Genomic DNA, 21488 nt, shown 5'->3' with positions numbered 1-21488 from the left:
GCAAATACCAGCATCGGAAGAAATAGCGGCCTATTTTACTCATTATCACCCTCTACGCCAAACCGCTGATGGTACCAACGGGGCATTAATTGTTCGCGAAAGCCTTTAATTTGCCAATCGTTGTCGAAAAAAAGTACCGATAACTGACCGGAGCGCGTCGTATCGCGCCATTGAATGTCATTTGCCCGGTATCTGGCGACCACTTTCCGCGCCGGCAATCGCCATTTGTTGTAACGCGATGCGGACGCCAGCGCCGCTTCGGGATTGACCGCGCGCAGAAACGGCGGCGTAGAAGACGTCTTGCTGCCGTGATGCCCCACCTGCAACACCGTGGCAGCCAAACGATCGCGCCGCAACCGTAACAGCTGCTCCTCCGCCTTCTTTTCCGCATCACCGGTGAGCAGCAAACTGTATTGCCCATCGTCGATGCGGATCACGCAGGAGTCGTCATTGACCGGCCTTTTGCGCGTTTTCGGTGGCCACAGCACCTCGAATTGCAGCGATTGCCAGCGCCAACGCTCACCGGCGACGCAGGGCAAGTGTCCTTCCCCGCGTATCGGGCTGCGCACCGTCGCCTGAGGAAATGCCCGCCGCATCACCGGCAGCCCGCCGATATGATCGAGGTGAATATGGCTGATAATGATCTGCTCCAGTTCAATATTCCGCCAGTTCAGCATCGGTAAGATATGCCGTTCGGCGGCGCTGCCCGCGGGCCAACGATCGCCGGTATCGTACAGTATCCCCTTGCCGTTTTGCTCGATAACCACCGCCAACCCGTGCCCGACATCAAGCATATCGACGCGCCAGCGATAGTCCGGCGCTTTGCCACGCCACAACACGCAGCATACCGCCACCGCCGCCAGCCCCGGCGCATAGCGCCACCACCAATGAAAACGCCAGCAGATAACGATAAGCCATCCCGCTATGCTGGCCAGCAGCGAGGCGGCTCCCAAATCCACCCAACCGCGTTGCAGGTAATGCAGCGGCACAAACACCCCGCTCAACGTGAAATCTGCCAACCACCAAAGCCCGTAACTTAGCGAGGGGAGGACGCCGCCAATCACCGCCAGCAAAATCAACGGCACCGTCACCAATGAGACGATGGGCACCGCCCAAAGATTGGCGGGCAGCGAGGTCAGCGTCAGACCTAAGAACAGCGCGACCTGCATCGGCACCAGCAACAACGTCATACCCAGCTGAATATGCAGCCAACGCACCGGCGCCCAATACCAGGCCGACCGGAATCGCTCACCGAGCGGCGCCCATTCAAACCAAAAAATCAAACACCCCACCGCCAGCACCGACAGCCAGAAACTGTCTGACAAAACCGCCAACGGATCGCACAGCAAAATCAGCCCGATACACCACAACCACACTTGCCAGGAAGAACAATGAACGCCGCGCAAGCGCAGCAGCATCCACAGCGTCATCGCCAACGCGGTACGCACCGCCGGCGGCTGGGCGCCCACCAACCAAACATAGATCAGCGTCGCCACCCAGCCTGCGACCAATGGAAAGCGATAGCCAATCAAATGGGCGGGCAGAAAAAACTGCAGCGCGCGCAACGCGGCCCAGAACAAAATGGCGACCATCGCCACATGCAACCCTGAAATGGCCATCAGGTGAGCGATGCCGGTCTTCAGCATCAGCGTGCGCAAAGCCTGCTCCAGCGCGGTTCGTTCCCCAAACGCCAGCGCCAGCAATACCGCCTTGTAACGCAATTCACCGATGTTGGTTTCCGCATGGCTGATGATGCGCTGGCGCAGCCCGCAATCGCCATCCAGCAAACGAGCCTGCCTGACCCGGCCCGTCAACGGTTGGCGCTGGGCGATCGCCCAACGTTGGCTGTCAAATCCGCCTTCATTGAGCTTGCCATGTACCGGCCGCAGGCGCAGTTTCAATTGCCAACGCTGCCCGGCGCATAGCCGCTGCTGTTCGGGAGCCCACGTCGTGGTAAACGCCAGCGCAGGCGCCAACCAATGACCGTCGACCCGCTCGATGCGCATCAGCGTCTGTTTACTGGCGGCGGGCTCCAGCGCGACGCTGCTCACCTGCACCACCGCCGTCACGTCCGGCATGCGAGTTAAGCGATCCATTTGCCCGATCAGGCTGCCGGCGTTGAAAACCGCCCATATGAATCCCAATCCCAGGCAGGCCAAATAGCGGCAGAATGGCCTGCGCGTGCGCAGCAGTAAACAGACAACAAGCACGAGCGGCCACAGCTGCCATTGCTCAGGCAACTGCGGTAAAACCAACAGCGGCAGGATGCCGCAGATAACGGCGAGTATCGCCAGATCCAGCGAAATTTTGATCGCTCTTCTCCCATCGGCTCCGCCATGAGCAAAAGCGCATCACGGCAAGCAAGCAGGATCATTCAGGCGACATGTCACCGCCAGCAGGCTTTAACGAAGATGCGGTGAACATGGCAGGATAAGAGAGATCTATGCAGGAGCCACATCGTAAATGCGGCGTAGTACGCAACTCGCGAGCATATCGCGGAGAATTGCAGGCGAAAAAAAACGGCGCCTTACAGGCACCGTTTTATATTCTTTTCAAGCAACAACGCTATGATCAGTCAGCGACTAGCCATAGATATTGGCGCGGTCACGCAACTCTTTGCCTGGCTTGAAGTGAGGAACGTATTTACCGTCCAGCTCTACTTTGTCACCGGTTTTCGGGTTGCGGCCTACACGCGGGGCACGGTAGTGAAGAGAAAAACTGCCGAATCCGCGGATCTCAATGCGTTCGCCCTCGGCCAGCGTTGCGGCCATGTGCTCAAGCATCTCTTTCACTGCATCCTCAACGGCCTTCGCCGGAATATGAGATTGCTGGCCAGCAAGTCTTTCAATAAGTTCAGACTTGGTCATAGTACCTCCAAGCTTTGCAGCTAAACTACCGTATCGGGGCGGTCAGCGACCGCCCCCCGTCATTACTCGCCTTTAGCCGCTTTGAAAGCTTCAGCCATTGCGTTAGAGAAGTTGCCTTCTTCCTGTTTGTTGTTAACAGTTGCGATGGCGTCTTTCTCGTCAGCTTCGTCCTTAGCACGTACGGACAGGCTTACAACGCGGTTCTTACGGTCAACGCCGGTGAATTTAGCTTCAACTTCGTCACCTACGTTCAGAACCAGAGTTGCATCTTCAATGCGGTCGCGAGAGGCTTCAGATGCACGCAGGTAACCTTCTACGCCGCCTGCCAATTCAACTGTAGCACCTTTGGCGTCAACTGCAGTGACTTTACCAGTAACAATAGCACCTTTCTTGTTCATAGACAGGTAGTTATTGAACGGGTCTTCAGCCAGTTGCTTCACGCCCAGGGAGATACGCTCGCGCTCTGCGTCAACTTGCAGAACAACCGCAGCGATTTCGTCGCCTTTCTTGTATTCACGTACTGCTTCTTCGCCTGCAACGTTCCAGGAGATGTCAGACAGGTGAACCAGGCCGTCGATGCCGCCGTCCAGGCCGATGAAGATACCGAAGTCAGTGATAGACTTGATTTTACCTTCAACGCGGTCGCCCTTATTGTGGGTTTCTGCGAACTGCTGCCATGGGTTGGATTTGCACTGCTTCAGGCCCAGGGAGATACGACGACGTTCTTCATCGATGTCCAGAACCATCACTTCCACTACGTCGCCCACGTTAACAACTTTGGACGGATGGATGTTTTTGTTGGTCCAATCCATTTCAGAAACGTGTACCAGACCTTCAACGCCTTCTTCGATTTCTACGAAGCAGCCGTAATCAGTCAGGTTGGTTACACGGCCAGTCAGCTTGGTGCCTTCTGGGTAACGTTTCGCGATAGCAACCCATGGATCTTCGCCCAGCTGTTTCAGGCCCAGGGATACACGAGTACGCTCGCGGTCGAACTTCAGCACTTTAACAGTGATTTCATCGCCAACATTGACGATTTCGCTTGGGTGCTTAACGCGTTTCCAAGCCATGTCAGTGATGTGCAGCAGGCCGTCTACGCCGCCCAGATCAACGAATGCACCGTAGTCAGTGAGGTTCTTAACGATACCTTTAACTTCCATGCCTTCCTGCAGGTTTTCCAGCAGTTGATCGCGCTCAGCGCTGTTTTCGGATTCGATAACCGCACGGCGAGAAACGACAACGTTGTTGCGCTTCTGATCCAGCTTGATGACTTTGAACTCAAGCTCTTTGCCTTCCAGGTGCAGAGTGTCACGTACCGGACGCACGTCAACCAGGGAACCTGGCAGGAACGCGCGGATGCCGTTCAGCTCGACGGTGAAGCCACCCTTCACTTTGCCGTTGATAACACCGGTTACAGTCTCAGCTTCTTCGTAGGCTTTTTCCAGCGTGATCCAAGCTTCGTGACGCTTAGCTTTCTCACGGGACAGCAGGGTTTCACCGAAGCCGTCTTCAACAGCATCCAGAGCAACGTCAACTTCGTCACCAACCTGGATTTCCAGCTCGCCCTGGGCGTTTTTGAATTGCTCAGCCGGGATGGCAGACTCAGATTTCAGACCGGCGTCAACCAGTACGATATCTTTGTCGATAGCAACAACGACGCCACGAACGATGGAACCCGGGCGGGTTTCGATTTCTTTTAAGGATTCTTCAAAGAGTTGAGCGAAAGATTCAGTCATGTTGTTAATCTTCAGGGTTCTTTAGTTTAACGTCCATTTAGCATCCCGCCGAATGGGGTTGTTTCACATACCCCGCCATTGGCTCCATGCCGACAGGGTTTAAGGTTACAGGGGTAAAATTTTACCCGATATATTGCGATACCGCTATGACAAATATGACAAAAAGCCAATAGCGCCGCCGCGCTTATTGCTGCGGCAACGCCAATACTTTCTGTGCATACGTCAACGCCTGCTGGATCACTTCCTCTATCGACATGCTGGTAGAATCCAGCACGAGGGCGTCAGAAGCGGGCACCAGAGGCGCGATAGGCCGATTACGGTCACGGTCGTCCCGTTCCTTTATCTCGGCTAAAAGACGTTCAAAGTTAACATTAAAGCCCTTCTCCTGCAACTGCAGCATGCGGCGGTGCGCGCGCTCCTCCGAGCTGGCGTCGAGGAAAATCTTGACCGGCGCGTCCGGGAACACCACCGTGCCCATGTCGCGGCCATCGGCAATCAGGCCGGGCGCCTCGCGAAACGCGCGCTGGCGGCGCAGCAACGCCTCGCGCACGCGCGGAAACGCCGCCGCTTGCGACGCAGTGTTGCCGACGGTTTCGGTGCGGATCTCATTGCTGACGTCCTCACCTTCCAAAATCACCTGCAGCTTGCCGTCCTGGGCAACGAAGCGAACATCGAGATGTGCGGCCAGCGGAACCAGCGCTTCCTCAGAAGTGATATCCACCTGATGATGCAACGCCGCCAGCGCCAGCACGCGGTAGATCGCGCCAGAATCCAGCAAACGCCAACCAAGGGACTCGGCCAACGCTTTACACAGCGTGCCTTTGCCTGCGCCACTTGGTCCATCAACGGTTATCACCGGGGCTGTAGCCGTCATTTCTCTCTCCTTCAGGTAGAAAACCTCACAGAGACACGGCGCGCTTCGACTCGAAGCCCGTGCACTCTGCCACCTGCCCAATCAGGGGCAAATACGGTGGCGTATTATACGCTGCCCTACGGCAATCTGTTACCCTGGAACTGTCCGGTTGTTGAAAATAAGCGCACAACCGCGAAAAAGTATAGAAGAAACGCCGGTTGCCGAAGGTTAAAAACGATAAAGGCCCACAAAGGGGCCTTAAAAGAAACGATTTGACGGGTTACTACGCCGGCTGGCTGATGCGCGCCAACTGCTCGAAATAATCCGGGAAAGTTTTCGCGGTGCATTTCGGATCGAGAATGGTGACCGGGGTATCCGACAGCGCCACCAGCGAGAAGCACATCGCCATGCGGTGATCGTTGTAGGTACCGATCTCGGCGAACTGCAGTTTGGCCGGCGGCACGACGTGAATGTAGTCTTCGCCTTCGTCCACTTCCGCCCCCACTTTACGCAACTCGGTGGCCATCGCCGCCAGACGGTCGGTCTCCTTCACCCGCCAGTTGTAGATATTGCGGATGGTGGTCGGCCCCTCGGCGAACAACGCCGCGGTGGCGATGGTCATCGCCGCGTCCGGAATGTGGTTCATGTCCATGTCGATGCCGCGCAGTTCACCGCGGCTGCACTCGATGAAATCGTCGCCCCAGGTGATGCGCGCGCCCATTTTCTCCAGCACGTCGGCGAACTTGGTGTCGCCCTGCACGCTTTTGCGGCCGATGCCGGTCACGCGCACGGTGCCGCCCTTGATCGCCGCCGCCGCCAGGAAGTAAGAGGCGGAAGAAGCGTCGCCCTCAACCAGGTAGTCGCCCGGCGCGATATACGTCTGGCGCCCCTGGATATGGAATACCCGGTAGTTGTCGTGGCTCACCGATACGCCGAAGGTGCGCATCAGATGCAGCGTGATGTCGATGTAGGGCTTGGAAACCAGCTCGCCCTTGATGTGGATCTGCGTATCCTGCGGCGCCAGGGGCGCGGTCATCAGCAACGCGGTCAAGAACTGGCTGGAGACGCTGCCGTCAACGGTGACGTCGCCGCCCTGGAAACCGCCGCGCAGGCGAATCGGCGGGTAATCGGTCTGCTCAAGGTAATCAATCTGCGCCCCGCCCTGGCGCAACGCGTCCACCAGATGGCCGATCGGGCGTTCTTTCATGCGGGGTTCCCCGGTCAGCACCACATCACCTTCACCAAGGCACAGCGCCGCCGCCAGTGGGCGCATCGCGGTGCCGGCATTGCCGAGGAACAGTTCCAGCGGTTGGTTGGCCACCAACGGCCCGGCCACACCGGTCACTTCACACACGGTGCGGTCGGCGGAAAGCCGGTAGTTCACGCCCAACGCCTGCAGCGCATTCAGCATATGACGCACATCGTCGCTGTCCAGCAGGTTGGTCAGCCGGGTCGTTCCCTCCGCCAGCGCCGCCAGCAGCAGAGCGCGGTTAGAAACGCTCTTCGAGCCGGGTAAGTTGACGGTGCCATTGACCAGGGCGACCGGTTGTAACGTCAGGGAATCCACCATGTGAACAAAACTCTCCAATTCTGATAAACGAAACGGCTCCGGAATAATGCCGGAGCCGCTTTAATGCAAAAGGACAACAGCCTGAGCAGCCCGCGCCTGGCGGGCTGACGGAATCAACCGTGACGACGTTCGAAGTCGGTCATGAAGTCGGTCAGCGCCTGCACGCCGGCCAGCGGCATGGCATTGTAAATAGAAGCACGCATGCCGCCAACTACCCGGTGGCCTTTCAGCGCCTGCAGGCCGATGGCCTCGGCTTCGCTGAGGAATACCTTGTCCAGCGCCGCATCGGCCAGCTGGAACGGCACGTTCATCCAGGAACGGTTGGCGATCGCCACCTGGCTGCGGTAGAAGTCGGATTTATCGATGGTCGCGTACAGCAGCTCGGCCTTGGCCTGATTGCGTTTTTGCATCTCCACCAGGCCGCCCTGCTCTTTCAGCCATTTGAACACCAGCCCGGACAAGTACCAGGCGAAGGTTGGCGGGGTGTTGAACATCGAGTCGTTCTCGGCCAGCACGGTGTAATCGAGGATAGACGGCACTTCTTTGCGCGCCTTGCCCAGCAGATCGTCGCGCACGATCACCAGCGTCAGGCCGGCCGGGCCGATATTTTTCTGCGCGCCGGCGTAAATCACGCCGAAGCGGCTGACGTCGAGCGGGCGGGACAGAATGGTCGAGGAGTAATCGCCGATCACCACTTTGTCGCCGAAGTCCGGCGTTTCATCAATGGCCACGCCGTCGATGGTTTCATTCGGGCAATAATGCACGTAAGCAGCGTCGTTGCTCAGCTGCCACTCTTTCATCGGCTTGATGCCGCTCAGGCCGTCGATGCGAGTTTTCACGTCGATGACGTTCGGGGTGCAATACTTTTCCGCTTCCTTGATGGCGCTGTGCGCCCAATAACCACCGTCGATATAGTCGGCGGTGGCCTTGTCGCCCAGCAGGTTCAGCGGCAGCGCGGCGAATTGTGCGCGGGCGCCGCCGTGGCAAAACAGCACTTTATAGTTGGAGGGGACTTTCAGCAGATCGCGCAGATCCTGTTCCGCCTGCTCGGCAACGGCGATGAATTCTTTGCTGCGGTGACTGATCTCCATCACTGACGTGCCCAGGCCGTGCCAATTGCACAGTTCCTGGTCCGCACGACGCAACACTTCCACCGGCAGCATCGCCGGGCCAGAGCTAAAATTATAAACCTGAGTCATTTCCCCTCACCACATTCACTGTTCGCCGCAGAAAAGCGACCTGTCGAAAAGATGCCCGAAGCTAACGCTCGCGTTAACCAACCCATCGGTTTTATCACTCACGCCCCATGGCTGCAACGCTTATTCGCCCGTCGGCGGCAAACGGTCGCGCCGGGTGATGACAGGCTCTGCGGCCGTCGCGATTGTTTGGACGATAAAACCCTGCGACATGGGGAAATTCAGCAGGTTAACGCGGTGTTTTATGCTGTATTCAGCCGAGATGGCTGCGGGAGCCCGGACGGCCCCCGCAGGAGAGAAAACGATCAGTACTGATTGAACATCTGCTGGATCTGCTTCGCGTCTTTGGTTTGCGTCAGCGCCAGCTGCAGCAGAATGCGCGCTTTTTGCGGATTCAGCGTGCCGGCGGCCACGAAGCCGTATTTGGCGTCGTCCACTTCCGCATCCTCGGTGGTCGCGCCGGTCGGCACGCGCGAAGAACGCACCACCGCCACGCCGTTGTGCGCCGCCGTCGCCAAGGTGTCGAACACGGTTTTATACAGGTTACCGTTGCCGACCCCGGCGCTGACGATGCCCTGATATCCTTCGGCGATCAGCGCCTTGGCCGGCGCATCGGAGGCGTTGGCGTAGTTGTAGACGATGCCGACCTTCGGCAGCTCGTTCAGCTTGCTGACGTCGAACGGCGTCTCCCGGGTATGCTTGCGCTGCGGCGAACGCTGGTAATCGATCTTGCCGTTGTGGATGTACCCCAGCGGGCCGAAGTTCGGCGACTGGAAGGTCTGCACGGCGGTGGTATTGGTCTTGGTGACGTCGCGCGCGTCCAGCACGGTGTCGTTCATCGCCACCAGCACCCCGCGGTTGGCCGATTGCGGATCCGCCGCCGTCACCACCGCGTTATACAGGTTGAACGGGCCGTCGGCGCTCATCGCCGTCGCCGGCCGCATCGCCCCGACCAGCACCACCGGCTTGTCGCACTTCACCGTCAGATCGAGGAAATAGGCCGTCTCTTCCAGCGTATCGGTACCGTGGGTGATGACGAAGCCGTCGGTTTTGCCGCAGTCGGCGTCAATTTTCTTCGCCAGCGTCAGCCAGACCTGATCGTTCATGTCCTGCGAGCCGATGTTCACCACCTGCTCCCCCCGCACGTTGGCGATGTTTTTCAGCGCCGGCACCGCATCGACCAGCGCCTCGACGCCCAGCTTGCCCGCGGTATAGTTGGATTTCGTCGCCGAATCGCCGCCGCCGGCGATGGTGCCGCCGGTCGCCAGCAGGGTGATGTTGGGCAGCGCCAGCGCCGAAGCGCTGACGCCGGTCAACAAGAGGGTTAACACGCTGAGTTTCACTGATTTCATTAGATTTCTCCGTGACAGATAACTCGCTGAATTATGGCCTTTATCCTTAAAAAAACTGTGACTTTGCCACCGCTTTAGGAATACGTGGAGCTCCAGCGTAAAACCCCGTATCATTGCGCGTTTTTAGTACGCGCAAAAAGTGAAGACAATGACGCAAACTTTTATCCCCGGTAAAGACGCCGCCCTGGAAGACTCCATCGCCCGTTTCCAGCAGAAACTGAGCGACCTCGGTTTCAACATCGAAGAAGCCTCCTGGCTGAACCCGGTGCCGCACGTGTGGTCGGTGCACATTCGCGATCGCGATTGCCCGCTGTGCTTCACCAACGGCAAAGGCGCCAGCAAAAAAGCCGCGCTGGCCTCCGCGCTGGGTGAATATTTCGAGCGCCTGTCCACCAACTACTTCTTTGCCGATTTCTATCTGGGCCGGCAGATCGCCGAAGGCGACTTCGTGCACTACCCGAATGAGAAATGGTTCCCGATCCCTGAAGACGACGCGCTGCCGGCCGGCATCCTCGACGAACGCCTGCACGCCTTCTACGATCCGCAGCAAGAGCTGAGCGCCAGCGATCTGGTCGATCTGCAATCCGGCAACGCCGATCGCGGCGTGTGCGCGCTGCCGTTTACCCGTCAGTCCGACCAGCAAACCGTGTACATCCCGATGAATATCATCGGCAACCTGTATGTTTCCAACGGCATGTCCGCCGGCAACACCGCCAACGAAGCGCGCGTGCAGGGCCTGTCGGAAGTGTTCGAGCGTTATGTGAAAAACCGCATCATCGCCGAATCCATCAGCCTGCCGGCGATCCCGGACGAAGTGCTGAACCGCTACCCGGGCGTGGTGGAAGCCATCGCCAAGTTGGAAGAGGAAGGTTTCCCGATCCTCTCCTATGACGCCTCGCTGGGCGGCAACTACCCGGTGATCTGCGTGGTGCTGTTCAACCCGACCAACGGCACCTGCTTCGCTTCATTCGGTGCGCATCCGGACTTCGGCGTGGCGCTGGAGCGCACGGTAACCGAACTGCTGCAGGGCCGCAGCCTGAAAGATCTCGACGTGTTCACCGCGCCGACCTTCGATGACGAAGAAGTGGCGGAACACACCAACCTGGAAACGCACTTCATCGACTCCAGCGGCCTGATCTCCTGGGATCTGTTCAAACAGGATGCCGATTACCCGTTCGTTGACTGGAACTTCAGCGGCAGCACGCAGGAAGAGTTCGCCACCCTGATGAGCATCTTCGACAAGGAAGACGCGGAAGTGTACATCGCCGACTACGAGCACCTGGGCGTCTACGCTTGCCGCATCATCGTGCCGGGCATGTCCGATATCTACCCGGCGGAAGACCTGCTGCTGGCCAACAACAGCATGGGCGCGCACCTGCGCGATACGCTGCTGGCGCTGCCGGGCAGCGAGTGGGAGCCGGAAGAATACCTGGCGCTGATCGAGCAGCTGGACGACGAAGGGCTGGACGATTTCACCCGCGTACGCGAACTGCTGGGCATTGCCAGCGGCAAAGACAACGCCTGGCATACCCTGCGCGTGGGCGAGCTGAAGTCGATGCTGGCGCTGGCGGGCGGCGATCTGGATCAGGCGCTGATTTGGACCGAATGGACGCAGGACTTCAACGCCTCGGTGCTGAGCCCGGCGCGCAGCAACTACTACCGCTGCCTGCAAACGCTGCTGCTGCTGGCGCAGGAGCCTGAACGCGAAGCGGCGCAATACTATACCGCGTTCGTGAAAATGTACGGCCAGGAAGCGGTCGACGCCGCCTCCGCCGCCATCAGCGGTGAAGAGCGCTTCAACGGGCTGTTCGCCGTCGATGCCGATCTGAAGGCGCTGCCGGCGCATCAGGCGCTGCTGGCGGCTTACGAGAAGCTGCAGGCAGCCAAACGCCGCCACTGGGCCAAGGCCTAAGCATCATCAGGGGGTGCCACCACTTTGGGAGTACCCCTGTTGCCAAACGCCGCACTCCGTTGCGGCGTTTTCATTTTTGCGGTTTATTTCAACGCATTCGGTTTTATTTTTTCGCCGGAAAATAGGCGGTTAAACGGCCATAAAAATAAATAAACCGTCAATTGTTGCCGGACGGTGAAATAATAATTAACCGATAATTAAACTTTCAGCGCCGCGCGGCGACAAAACGCCTAAAAATTTAACTTTACTCTATGCCGACCATTCGGTGGATTCAAAAAAATTTGCAAACATTAAAAAAATGTTTTTCATTAAAAATCAATAAATTAATCATAAAAACCACACAAAAAACACGTCATTTCGCCGCTCTACTTCCCCGCCTTATGATCCAAATCAAATTTTCCCCTATACTGCTTTGCTAGTATCTCATTGCGTTGTTTTAACCCTTAAGAGCGAGAGTTAGTTTGAAAACTGACAGCCCCTTCGATCTGATTTTACCTGCAGCAACGGCGAAAATCGCTGAAGATGCCGGCGTGTATAAAGCCACCAAACATCCGCTGAAAACGTTTTATTTGGCGATCACCGCCGGTGTCTTCATTTCCATCGCCTTCGTCTTCTACATCACGGCGACCACCGGCACCGCCGGCGTACCTTTCGGGCTGGCGAAACTGGTCGGCGGCATCTGCTTCTCTCTCGGGTTAATGCTGGTGGTGGTGTCGGGCGCCGACCTGTTCACTTCTACCGTACTTATCGTCATCGCCAAGGCCAGCGGCCGCATCAGCTGGGGCCAGCTGGGCGCCAACTGGCTGAACGTTTATCTCGGCAACCTGGTCGGCGCGCTGTTCTTCGTGGCGCTGATCTGGTTCTCCGGCGAGTATATGGTCGCCAACGGCCAGTGGGGCCTGAATGTCCTGCAAACCGCAGACCATAAGCTGCATCACACCTTTATCGAAGCCGTCTGCCTCGGCATTCTGGCTAACCTGATGGTCTGCCTGGCGGTCTGGATGAGCTACTCCGGCCGCACCCTGACCGACAAGATGCTCGCCATGGTGCTGCCGGTCGGGATGTTTGTCGCCAGCGGCTTCGAACACAGCATCGCCAACATGTTTATGATCCCTATGGGCATCGTGGTCAAACACTTCGCCACGCCGGAGTTCTGGCAAGCCGTAGGGGCGGTACCTGAGCAATTCGCTCATCTGACAGTAAGCAACTTCATCATCGACAACCTGATTCCGGTCACCCTCGGTAACATCATCGGCGGCGGTCTGCTGGTTGGGTTGACTTACTGGGTAATTTATCTGCGCGGGGGCCGCGAGCAGCACTAAGCTGTGAGTTACCGCGCGCAGAGTTAGAAATCCACAATCAAAGGTAGGTGTACAATGACCGAACTTAACGAGAAATTAGCCAACGCTTGGGAAGGTTTCAGCAAGGGTGACTGGCAGAATGAAGTCAACGTTCGTGACTTCATCCAGAAAAACTACACGCCTTATGAAGGTGACGAATCCTTCCTGGCTGGCGCAACTCAAGCCACCACCACCTTGTGGGACAAGGTTATGGAAGGGATCAAACTGGAAAACCGCACTCATGCGCCGGTTGATTTCGACACCAACGTTGCTTCAACCATCATTTCTCACGACGCGGGTTACATCGCCAAAGAGCTGGAAACCATCGTGGGTCTGCAGACCGACGCCCCTCTGAAACGCGCGCTGATCCCGTTCGGCGGCATCAAAATGGTCGAAGGTTCGTGCAAAGTGTACGGCCGCGAGCTGGATCCGCAGCTGAAAAAAGTGTTCACCGAATACCGTAAAACCCACAACCAGGGCGTATTCGACGTTTACACCAAAGACATCCTGAACTGCCGTAAATCCGGCGTGCTGACCGGTCTGCCAGACGCCTACGGCCGCGGCCGCATCATCGGCGACTACCGCCGCGTGGCGCTGTACGGCATCGACTTCCTGATGGCCGACAAACTGAACCAGTTCAAATCGCTGCAGGAAAAACTGGAAAACGGCGAAGACCTGGAAATGACCATCCAGCTGCGCGAAGAGATCGCTGAACAGCACCGCGCTCTGGCTCAGATCAAAGAGATGGCCGCCAAATACGGCTACGACATCTCCGGCCCGGCCACCAGCGCGCAAGAAGCGGTGCAGTGGACCTACTTCGGCTACCTGGCCGCGGTGAAATCCCAGAACGGCGCCGCCATGTCCTTCGGCCGCGTGTCCACCTTCCTCGACGTGTTCATCGAACGCGACATCAAGGCGGGCAAACTGACCGAAGAACAAGCGCAGGAACTGATCGACCACCTGGTGATGAAACTGCGTATGGTGCGCTTCCTGCGTACCCCTGAGTACGATGAGCTGTTCTCCGGCGACCCAATCTGGGCGACTGAGTCCCTGGCCGGTATGGGCGTCGACGGCCGTACCCTGGTCACCAAAAACAGCTTCCGCTTCCTGAACACCCTGTACACCATGGGGCCGTCTCCGGAGCCGAACATGACCATCCTGTGGTCTGAGAAGCTGCCGCTGAACTTCAAGAAATTCGCGGCGAAAGTGTCCATCGACACCTCTTCCGTTCAGTACGAAAACGACGACCTGATGCGCCCTGACTTCAACAACGATGACTATGCCATCGCTTGCTGCGTCAGCCCGATGATCGTCGGCAAACAAATGCAGTTCTTCGGCGCCCGCGCCAACCTGGCGAAAACCATGCTGTACGCCATCAACGGCGGCGTTGACGAAAAACTGAAAATGCAGGTCGGCCCGAAAGAAGCGCCGATGATGGACGAAGTGCTGGACTATGACAAAGTCATGGCGCGCATGGATCACTTTATGGATTGGCTGGCCAAGCAGTACGTGACCGCGCTGAACATCATTCACTACATGCACGACAAGTACAGCTACGAAGCTGCGCTGATGGCGCTGCATGACCGTGACGTTTATCGCACCATGGCTTGCGGCATCGCCGGTCTGTCCGTTGCGGCCGACTCCCTGTCCGCCATCAAGTACGCGAAAGTCACCACCATTCGCGACGAAGACGGCCTGGCTATCGACTTCAAAGTGGAAGGCGAGTATCCGCAGTTCGGTAACAACGACGCCCGCGTCGATGACATCGCCTGCGACCTGGTGGAACGTTTCATGAAGAAAATTCAGAAACTGCGCACCTACCGCAACGCGGTACCGACTCAGTCCGTACTGACCATCACCTCCAACGTGGTGTACGGCAAGAAAACCGGTAACACCCCGGATGGCCGCCGCGCCGGCGCACCGTTCGGCCCAGGCGCCAACCCGATGCACGGCCGCGACCAGAAAGGCGCAGTAGCCTCCCTGACCTCGGTAGCCAAACTGCCGTTTGCCTACGCGAAAGACGGGATCTCCTACACCTTCTCCATCGTGCCTAACGCGCTGGGTAAAGACGACGACGTGCGTAAAGCCAACCTGGCAGGCCTGATGGATGGTTACTTCCACCATGAAGCCTCCATCGAAGGCGGTCAGCACCTGAACGTCAACGTGATGAACCGCGAAATGCTGCTGGACGCGATGGAAAACCCTGAGAAGTACCCTCAGCTGACCATCCGCGTCTCCGGTTACGCCGTGCGCTTCAACTCGCTGACCAAAGAGCAGCAGCAGGACGTCATTACTCGTACCTTCACTCAAACGATGTAATGCGCCAACCGGGCGGGAAACCGCCCGGTGCCAACGTCGGGGCCGGTTCTGCCGGCCCTTTTCTCCCACCGCTCTCCCCTGACTCTGTACGAGTCTGTTTTGCCGGACATCTATACTGGATGGATAGCCGGCAAAACAGTTATCCGGCAACTGACCGGCCGACAGGCATCATTACCCCCGGTGGCGGGCTCACCCCGCCACTGCATCGCAGATACCTGGCCGGCGGCCACGCGCCTATTTTTAGACTGCGTTTGACAGTCAATATTGGAGAAAAACCCGCAATGTCAGTAACTGGTCGCATCCACTCCTTCGAATCCTGCGGCACCGTCGATGGGCCCGGGATCCGCTTTATCGTCTTCTTCCAGGGCTGCCTGATGCGCTGCCTCTATTGCCATAACCGCGACACCTGGGACACCCACGGCGGCAAAGAAGTGACCGTCGAAGAGCTGATGAAAGACGCGGTGGCCTACCGCCACTTCATGAATGCCTCCGGCGGCGGCGTGACCGCGTCCGGCGGCGAGGCGATCCTGCAGGCTGAATTCGTGCGCGACTGGTTCCGCGCCTGCCACGCCGAAGGCATCAATACCTGCCTGGACACCAATGGCTTCGTGCGCCGCTACGATCCGGTGATCGACGAGTTGCTGGACACCACCGATCTGGTCATGCTGGATCTGAAACAGATGAACGACGATATCCACCAGAATCTGGTCGGCGTCTCCAACCACCGCACGTTGGAATTCGCCCGCTACCTGGCGAAACGCAATCAGCGCACCTGGATCCGTTACGTAGTGGTGCCGGGCTGGTCAGACGACGATAAATCGGCGCACCTGCTGGGCGAGTTCACCAAAGACATGACCAACATCGAGAAAATCGAGCTGCTGCCTTACCACGAGCTGGGCAAGCACAAATGGATAGCGATGGGGGAAGAGTACAAACTGGACGGTGTGCACCCGCCGAAGGCCGAGACCATGGATCGCGTCAAAGGCATCCTGGAAAGCTACGGCCACAAAGTGATTTACTGATTGGCGCACGCCAAAAGAAAAACCGGCTCATGGCCGGTTTTTTTATGCTCAGGCGGCGGCGAACGGCGTGTGGTGGCGATCCGGCTTCTGCTTTTTCAGCAGCATCAGCAGGTAAACCAGCGCCACGGCGGCGATCATCACGAACAGCACGCGATCGGAGTAGTTTTGCATCAGCAGCGCCGTCATCGATGGGCCCAGCAGGCTGCCGATGGTGTAACTCATCAGCAGCGCCTGGTTCATCGCCACCAGTTCATGCGGCATTGCCTTCTCGCAGGCCCAGGACATCGCCACCGGATACAGGGTAAAGCCGGCACAGCCGAGGATGAACAGTGAAGGCGCCATGGCGTAGTTGCCGAGCATCGCCACGCTGGCGAGGATCACCACGAACACCTGAATGCGCAGCACCAGCAGGCGCCCGTAACGATCGGCCAGGCGCCCGACCGGCCATTGCCCGACGATGCCGGAGCTGACCAGCAGCGCCATCCAGTAACCGACGTTGGCGTCACTCATGCCCTGATGGGAGAGATACAGCGGCATCAAGCCATACAGCGAACCGAGCACGATGCCGGAGATGATGCAGCCGTTGATGCCGAGGCGCGCGCTGCGGCGTCTCAACATTGTCCATACCGCCGCCTGCTGCGGCTCGTCTTCATGGCGGTTGACCCGCGCGAACAGCATTGGCAACATCGCGCTGATCACAATGGCGGTCACCCACGGCACCACGTGCAGCAATTCGGTCGAGGTCATGCTCAACAGCAATTGGCCGGTCACCGTACCGAGGTAATAGACTATCATATAGGCCGCCAGCAGCTGGCCACGGTTGCTCAGGTTACCGCTGCGCAACAGCGCGCTCTCCACGATCACCCAGATCCAGGCGCAACCGACGCCGGCGAAGAAGCGCCAGCCCAGCCAGCTCCAGAAATCGATCGACAGCACCATGCCGGCGGTCGCCGCGGCGAACACCAGACAAGAAAGATGATAGCTGCGGGTAAAGCCGACGCGCTGGATCAGTCTGCCCGCCACCAACGTGCCCAACAGGTTGCCGCTGAAATAAGAGGAGCTGACCATTCCCACCTGCCAGGTTGACAGCTGGGCATGGGTTAACCAAAGCGGCACTAACGTATTCAAAACGGCAATGGATACCGTGAGCAGCAAAAGGCCGCAGAGCAATAGGAGCACTGGGCGGGAGTATGCGGACATAGTGAAATTGTGACCGAACGCGCAATGAGAGTGCGCGCATCATGCCACTGGCGATAAAAAAGTCAATCGCCTCTTATCATTCCACCGCACGATTTGTTTCCGGCTAATCGGCTGGAAAAGCGCTATGCTCAGCGCAGAGCGAATTTAACGATGGAGAAGCAAGATGAGTCACGCAAATGATGCTGCGGTAGAGACCCTGCTGGCGGACATCGGCAGCACGCACGATGAGCTGCTGGCCATTGTGCAGCAGGTACGTCGGATCGCCGCGACAAGCGGCAGTGGCGTCACCGAATCGGTCAAATACGGCGGCATCATGTTCTCGCATACTCAATTTTTCTGCGGCGTTTTCGCCTATCGCCACCACGTCACGGTGGAGTTCGGTCACGGCTACCGGCTGGTAGACAGCCATCATCAGCTCGAAGGCAACGGCCAATATCGGCGGCACATCAAGCTCCACTCGCTCGCCGAGGTGAAAAGCAAGCATCTGGCGGACTACATTAAACAGGCCTACGCGCTGGCGACAGACTGAATTCTCGACATAAAAAAAGCGCCCGCAGGCGCTTTTTTCTCGTAGCTTGCCGTTTAGCCAATATATTCCAGGCCGCCCATATAAGGACGCAGCACTTCAGGCACCTGAATGCGACCGTCGGCCTGCTGGTAGTTTTCCAGCACTGCCACCAGCGTACGGCCGACCGCCAGGCCGGAGCCGTTCAGCGTGTGAACCAGACGCGGCTTCTTGTCGGCCTTGCTGCGGCAACGCGCCTGCATGCGACGCGCCTGGAAGTCCCACATGTTGGAGCAGGACGAGATCTCGCGGTAGGTGTTCTGCGCCGGCAACCACACTTCCAGATCGTAGGTCTTGCATGCGCCGAAGCCCATATCGCCGGTGCACAGCAGCACCTTGCGGTAAGGCAGGTTCAGCAGCTGCAGCACTTTTTCCGCGTGACCGGTCAGCTCTTCCAGGGCATCCATCGAATCTTCCGGACGGACGATCTGCACCATCTCGACCTTGTCGAACTGGTGCATGCGGATCAAACCGCGGGTATCGCGACCGTAAGAACCGGCTTCCGCACGGAAGCATGGCGTGTGCGCGGTCATCTTCAGCGGCAGAGTTTCCTCTTCCACGATCTCGTCGCGCACCAGGTTGGTCAGCGGCACTTCCGCCGTTGGGATCAGCGCGTAGTTGCTGCTGTCGGCTTCTTCTTCCAGCGGGCGGGTATGGAACAGATCTTCGCCGAACTTCGGCAGTTGGCCGGTGCCATACAGCGTGGCGTGGTTGACCAGATAAGGTACGTAGGCCTCCAGGTAGCCGTGCTGCTCGGTGTGCAGATCCAGCATGAACTGGGACAGCGCGCGGTGCATGCGGGCGATTTGCCCTTTCATGACCACGAAACGCGAACCGGTCAGCTTAACCGCGGCGGCAAAATCCAGCCCGCCGGCCATTTCGCCCAGATCGACGTGATCGCGCACCGCGAAGTCGTACTGGCGCGGTTCGCCCCAGCGGGTGACTTCCAGGTTTTCGCTGTCGTCTTTACCATCCGGCACCGCGTCGTCCGGCAGGTTAGGCAGCGTCAGAGCGTAATCGCGGATCTCGCTTTGCAGCGCATCCAGCGCCGCCTTGGCGGCATCCAGCTTGTCACCCAGCTCGTTCACTTCGCGACGCAGCGGCTCGATGTCTTCCCCACGCGCTTTGGCCGCGCCGATGGATTTCGATCGGGAGTTGCGTTCCGCTTGCAGCGTTTCAGTTTCTACCTGCAGAACTTTGCGGCGTTCTTCCTGCGAACGCAGCAGATCCAGATCGAGTTTAAAGCCTCGGCGAGCCAGTTTGACGGCGACTGCGTCTAGCTCATTACGCAGCAGATTGGGATCGAGCATGCTAATCCTGTGCTTGTTGTTATTGAAAGAAGTGTTGTTGTTCTATGCGGCTGATTTATAGCCGCATAAAAGAAGAGTGATACCCGCTAACCTTACCGCAACGGCCACGCTAGCGGTAGCGTTTTGTCGGGCTATTTTGATCCTGCTCAGCCAGCCATGCCAACTTTTCGCCGATTTTCCCTTCCAGCCCGCGCGAGGTCGGTTGGTAGTAGCGCGTATGGGCCATTTCGGGCGGGAAATAGTTCTCGCCGGCGGCGTAGGCGTTGGGTTCGTCGTGGGCGTAACGGTATTCCGCCCCCAGCCCCATCTCCTTCATCAGCTTGGTCGGCGCGTTGCGCAGGTGCTCCGGCACGTCATAATCGGCCTGCTCTTTGGCATCGCGCATGGCGGCCTTGAACGCGGTGTAAACCGCATTGCTTTTCGGCGCGCAGGCCAGGTAAACAATCGCCTGCGCGATGGCGCGTTCGCCCTCGGCCGGCCCCACGCGGGTGAAGCAATCCCAGGCGGCGATCGCCACCTGCATGCCGCGCGGATCGGCGTTGCCCACGTCTTCAGAGGCAATCGCCAACAGACGGCGCGCCACATAGAGCGGATCGCCGCCGGCGGTAATGATGCGCGCATACCAGTACAGCGCGGCGTCCGGCGCCGAACCGCGCACTGATTTATGCAGCGCGGAAATCAGGTCGTAATAACGGTCGCCCTTGTTGTCGAAGCGCGCGCTGCGCTCGCCCGACACCTCTTTCAGCAACTCCGGCGTCAGCACCCGCACGCCTTTGGCATCGATCTCCGCCATGTCCGCCATCATTTCCAGGCTGTTCAGCGCCCGGCGCGCATCGCCGCCCACCAACTCCGACAGCAGGCGGCGCGTTTCCGCGGGCAGCTCGACGTTCTGATTGCCAAAGCCGCGCGCCTTGTCGCTCATCGCCTGATCCAGCACCTGGCCGATATCTTCGGCGGTCAGCGCCTTCAGTAGGTAAACGCGGGCGCGGGACAACAGCGCCGAGTTCAGTTCGAACGACGGGTTTTCGGTGGTGGCGCCGATAAAGGTGATGGTGCCGTCTTCGATATGCGGCAGGAAAGCGTCCTGCTGGCTTTTGTTAAAGCGGTGCACTTCGTCGACGAACAGGATGGTGCGGCGGCCGGCGTCGCGGTTTTGCCGCGCCCGCTCAATCGCCTCGCGGATCTCCTTGATGCCGGAGGTCACGGCAGAGATCCGTTCGACATCCGCCTGACCATAACGGCCGATCAGCTCTGCCAACGTCGTCTTCCCGGTGCCCGGCGGCCCCCATAAAATCATCGAGTGCAGTTGCCCGGCCTCAATGGCGCGCGGCAGCGGCTTGCCGGCGGCCAGCAGGTGTTGCTGGCCGATATACTGCGCCAGCGTGGTCGGCCGCATGCGCGCGGCCAACGGCTGGAACTCGTTCTGGGAAAAATCGAGCGACAGATTATTACTCACTTGCACCTCACTGGCGCTGGTCGTCCAGCGTCACCCCCTTCGGCGGGGTAAATTTGAATTTGGCCGGATCGGCGGCGACGTTCTGCTGGCTTTTCAGCGTATAAGCACTACGCTGGCCATCCTGCTCCACCGCGGCGAAGCTGCGGATGGTGCCGCTGTTGGTCACGCTGATGGCGAATTGCTTCAGGTTGCCGCTGGCGGATTTCGGCGTTAATTCAAAATCATCGCCCTTTTGCTTCACGTTGTACTGTTTCCAGTCGCTGGCATTATTGCGGGTAATCAGCATAAACGGCGTATTGCCGGTGGCGTTCTTCAACCAGGTCGCCGTCACCTGCTCGACGAACGGGTTGTAAAACCACAGGGTTTGACCATCGGAGACCAGCACGCTCTCATCGGGTGACGTCATGTGCCAGTTGAACAGGTTCGGCCGCTTCACCCACAGCTCGCCTTCACCCTGTTGCACCGCGGCGCCTTCGGCGCTGGTCACGGTTTGCGAGAAGCTGGCGTGGAAACTGTTCACCTTCGCCAGGCGACTTTGCAGATCCTGTGCGGCGTCGGCCAGCACGGAGGTAGAAGCGAATCCCGAAAGCAGACAGCAGGCAACTAACAGTTTTTTCATTATTCCAGATACCTTATGAAATGCGTTAACCGCAGGGCGACGCCGTGCGGGTCAATCAACCCTTTACTCCCGTTACTTTACCTGAAGCCGGCGATCGGCCGGTAGGCCAATGTTCCGAGAAGAAACGGGTTTACGCTTCTTTGCACAAGGGCCGCTTAAGCGGCCCTTTCT

General features: G+C 58.4%; 16 protein-coding genes. 5 read left to right on the top strand and 11 right to left on the bottom strand.

The genetic code is table 11. The annotated features are described in order from the left end of the window. Positions 1-35 precede the first annotated feature (35 nt). From IT763_RS07985 to ansB, 7 genes are all read right to left on the bottom strand, one after another. Complete coding sequence (locus IT763_RS07985) at positions 36-2267, bottom strand: ComEC family protein (protein WP_371811613.1); 2232 nt, start codon at positions 2265-2267, stop codon at positions 36-38. A gap of 315 nt (positions 2268-2582) precedes the next feature. Then, positions 2583-2867: an integration host factor subunit beta gene (gene ihfB, locus IT763_RS07980; RefSeq protein WP_004928264.1), complete on the bottom strand. Its 285-nt coding sequence runs from the start codon at positions 2865-2867 to the stop codon at positions 2583-2585. Between the two features lie 62 nt (positions 2868-2929). Continuing rightward, complete coding sequence (gene rpsA / locus IT763_RS07975; protein WP_004928267.1) at positions 2930-4603, bottom strand: 30S ribosomal protein S1; 1674 nt, start codon at positions 4601-4603, stop codon at positions 2930-2932. A 184-nt stretch (positions 4604-4787) separates the two neighbouring features. Continuing rightward, positions 4788-5477, bottom strand: coding sequence for a (d)CMP kinase (cmk, locus tag IT763_RS07970; RefSeq protein WP_028127992.1), 690 nt, complete (start codon positions 5475-5477; stop codon positions 4788-4790). Positions 5478-5739: 262 nt separating this feature from the next. Further along, positions 5740-7026 carry a 3-phosphoshikimate 1-carboxyvinyltransferase gene (aroA, locus tag IT763_RS07965; RefSeq protein WP_016928320.1) on the bottom strand — a complete coding sequence of 429 codons (1287 nt, stop codon included), beginning with the start codon at positions 7024-7026 and terminating at the stop codon, positions 5740-5742. 113 nt (positions 7027-7139) lie between these two features. Next, positions 7140-8225: a 3-phosphoserine/phosphohydroxythreonine transaminase gene (serC, locus tag IT763_RS07960; RefSeq protein WP_206195323.1), complete on the bottom strand. Its 1086-nt coding sequence runs from the start codon at positions 8223-8225 to the stop codon at positions 7140-7142. 302 nt (positions 8226-8527) lie between these two features. Further along, positions 8528-9574, bottom strand: coding sequence for an L-asparaginase 2 (gene ansB, locus IT763_RS07955; protein WP_016928322.1), 1047 nt, complete (start codon positions 9572-9574; stop codon positions 8528-8530). Positions 9575-9722: 148 nt separating this feature from the next. On the opposite strand from ansB, the gene ycaO reads away from it, so the two are divergent. The 4 genes from ycaO (at position 9723) to pflA (ending at position 16167) form a co-directional block, all read left to right on the top strand. Further along, on the top strand, positions 9723-11486 hold the full coding sequence (gene ycaO / locus IT763_RS07950) for a 30S ribosomal protein S12 methylthiotransferase accessory factor YcaO (protein ID WP_033640817.1): 1764 nt from the start codon (positions 9723-9725) through the stop codon (positions 11484-11486). A 461-nt stretch (positions 11487-11947) separates the two neighbouring features. After that, entirely contained in the window at positions 11948-12808 is an 861-nt protein-coding gene (gene focA / locus IT763_RS07945; RefSeq protein WP_004928284.1) for a formate transporter FocA, read from the top strand. 54 nt (positions 12809-12862) lie between these two features. After that, positions 12863-15145 carry a formate C-acetyltransferase gene (pflB, locus tag IT763_RS07940; protein WP_016928324.1) on the top strand — a complete coding sequence of 761 codons (2283 nt, stop codon included), beginning with the start codon at positions 12863-12865 and terminating at the stop codon, positions 15143-15145. Between the two features lie 281 nt (positions 15146-15426). Next, the gene (gene pflA, locus IT763_RS07935) at positions 15427-16167 is read left to right on the top strand and encodes a pyruvate formate lyase 1-activating protein (protein ID WP_016928325.1); all 741 of its coding nucleotides are present in this window, start codon (positions 15427-15429) and stop codon (positions 16165-16167) included. Between the two features lie 48 nt (positions 16168-16215). Here pflA and IT763_RS07930 read toward each other — a convergent pair whose 3' ends face one another. Further along, complete coding sequence (locus IT763_RS07930; protein WP_028127990.1) at positions 16216-17367, bottom strand: MFS transporter; 1152 nt, start codon at positions 17365-17367, stop codon at positions 16216-16218. Positions 17368-17530: 163 nt separating this feature from the next. Between IT763_RS07930 and IT763_RS07925 the strand changes: the two genes are divergently transcribed. Further along, a complete protein-coding gene (locus tag IT763_RS07925; RefSeq protein ID WP_049300517.1) occupies positions 17531-17896 on the top strand; it encodes a DUF1801 domain-containing protein in 366 nt (121 codons plus the stop codon). A gap of 53 nt (positions 17897-17949) precedes the next feature. On the opposite strand, the gene serS is transcribed toward IT763_RS07925, so the two are convergent. From serS to lolA, 3 genes are all read right to left on the bottom strand, one after another. Beyond that, positions 17950-19242, bottom strand: a complete 1293-nt coding sequence (gene serS / locus IT763_RS07920) for a serine--tRNA ligase (protein ID WP_016928328.1) — start codon at positions 19240-19242, stop codon at positions 17950-17952. A 109-nt stretch (positions 19243-19351) separates the two neighbouring features. Continuing rightward, positions 19352-20638, bottom strand: a complete 1287-nt coding sequence (locus IT763_RS07915) for a replication-associated recombination protein A (protein ID WP_048796507.1) — start codon at positions 20636-20638, stop codon at positions 19352-19354. A gap of 67 nt (positions 20639-20705) precedes the next feature. Then, on the bottom strand, positions 20706-21317 hold the full coding sequence (gene lolA, locus IT763_RS07910; protein WP_015377319.1) for an outer membrane lipoprotein chaperone LolA: 612 nt from the start codon (positions 21315-21317) through the stop codon (positions 20706-20708). Positions 21318-21488 lie beyond the last annotated feature (171 nt).

This window comes from Serratia sp. CMO1 (assembly GCF_015689115.1).
GTDB classification, from domain to species: Bacteria; Pseudomonadota; Gammaproteobacteria; order Enterobacterales; family Enterobacteriaceae; genus Serratia; species Serratia marcescens.
The sequence above is the reverse complement of the archived record's forward strand: the minus strand, read 5'-3'. Positions and strand labels throughout refer to the sequence as shown.

What these genes read in the sequence shown, in the direction of transcription:
- ansB (WP_016928322.1), bottom strand. Translation starts at nt 9,574, where the DNA reads ATGAAATCAGTGAAACTCAGCGTGTTAACCCTCTTGTTGACCGGCGTC.
- pflB (WP_016928324.1), top strand. Translation starts at nt 12,863, where the DNA reads ATGACCGAACTTAACGAGAAATTAGCCAACGCTTGGGAAGGTTTCAGC.
- IT763_RS07915 (WP_048796507.1), bottom strand. Translation starts at nt 20,638, where the DNA reads ATGCGGCCGACCACGCTGGCGCAGTATATCGGCCAGCAACACCTGCTG.
- serS (WP_016928328.1), bottom strand. Translation starts at nt 19,242, where the DNA reads ATGCTCGATCCCAATCTGCTGCGTAATGAGCTAGACGCAGTCGCCGTC.
- ycaO (WP_033640817.1), top strand. Translation starts at nt 9,723, where the DNA reads ATGACGCAAACTTTTATCCCCGGTAAAGACGCCGCCCTGGAAGACTCC.
- lolA (WP_015377319.1), bottom strand. Translation starts at nt 21,317, where the DNA reads ATGAAAAAACTGTTAGTTGCCTGCTGTCTGCTTTCGGGATTCGCTTCT.
- ihfB (WP_004928264.1), bottom strand. Translation starts at nt 2,867, where the DNA reads ATGACCAAGTCTGAACTTATTGAAAGACTTGCTGGCCAGCAATCTCAT.
- cmk (WP_028127992.1), bottom strand. Translation starts at nt 5,477, where the DNA reads ATGACGGCTACAGCCCCGGTGATAACCGTTGATGGACCAAGTGGCGCA.
- serC (WP_206195323.1), bottom strand. Translation starts at nt 8,225, where the DNA reads ATGACTCAGGTTTATAATTTTAGCTCTGGCCCGGCGATGCTGCCGGTG.
- IT763_RS07925 (WP_049300517.1), top strand. Translation starts at nt 17,531, where the DNA reads ATGAGTCACGCAAATGATGCTGCGGTAGAGACCCTGCTGGCGGACATC.
- IT763_RS07930 (WP_028127990.1), bottom strand. Translation starts at nt 17,367, where the DNA reads ATGTCCGCATACTCCCGCCCAGTGCTCCTATTGCTCTGCGGCCTTTTG.
- rpsA (WP_004928267.1), bottom strand. Translation starts at nt 4,603, where the DNA reads ATGACTGAATCTTTCGCTCAACTCTTTGAAGAATCCTTAAAAGAAATC.
- pflA (WP_016928325.1), top strand. Translation starts at nt 15,427, where the DNA reads ATGTCAGTAACTGGTCGCATCCACTCCTTCGAATCCTGCGGCACCGTC.
- aroA (WP_016928320.1), bottom strand. Translation starts at nt 7,026, where the DNA reads ATGGTGGATTCCCTGACGTTACAACCGGTCGCCCTGGTCAATGGCACC.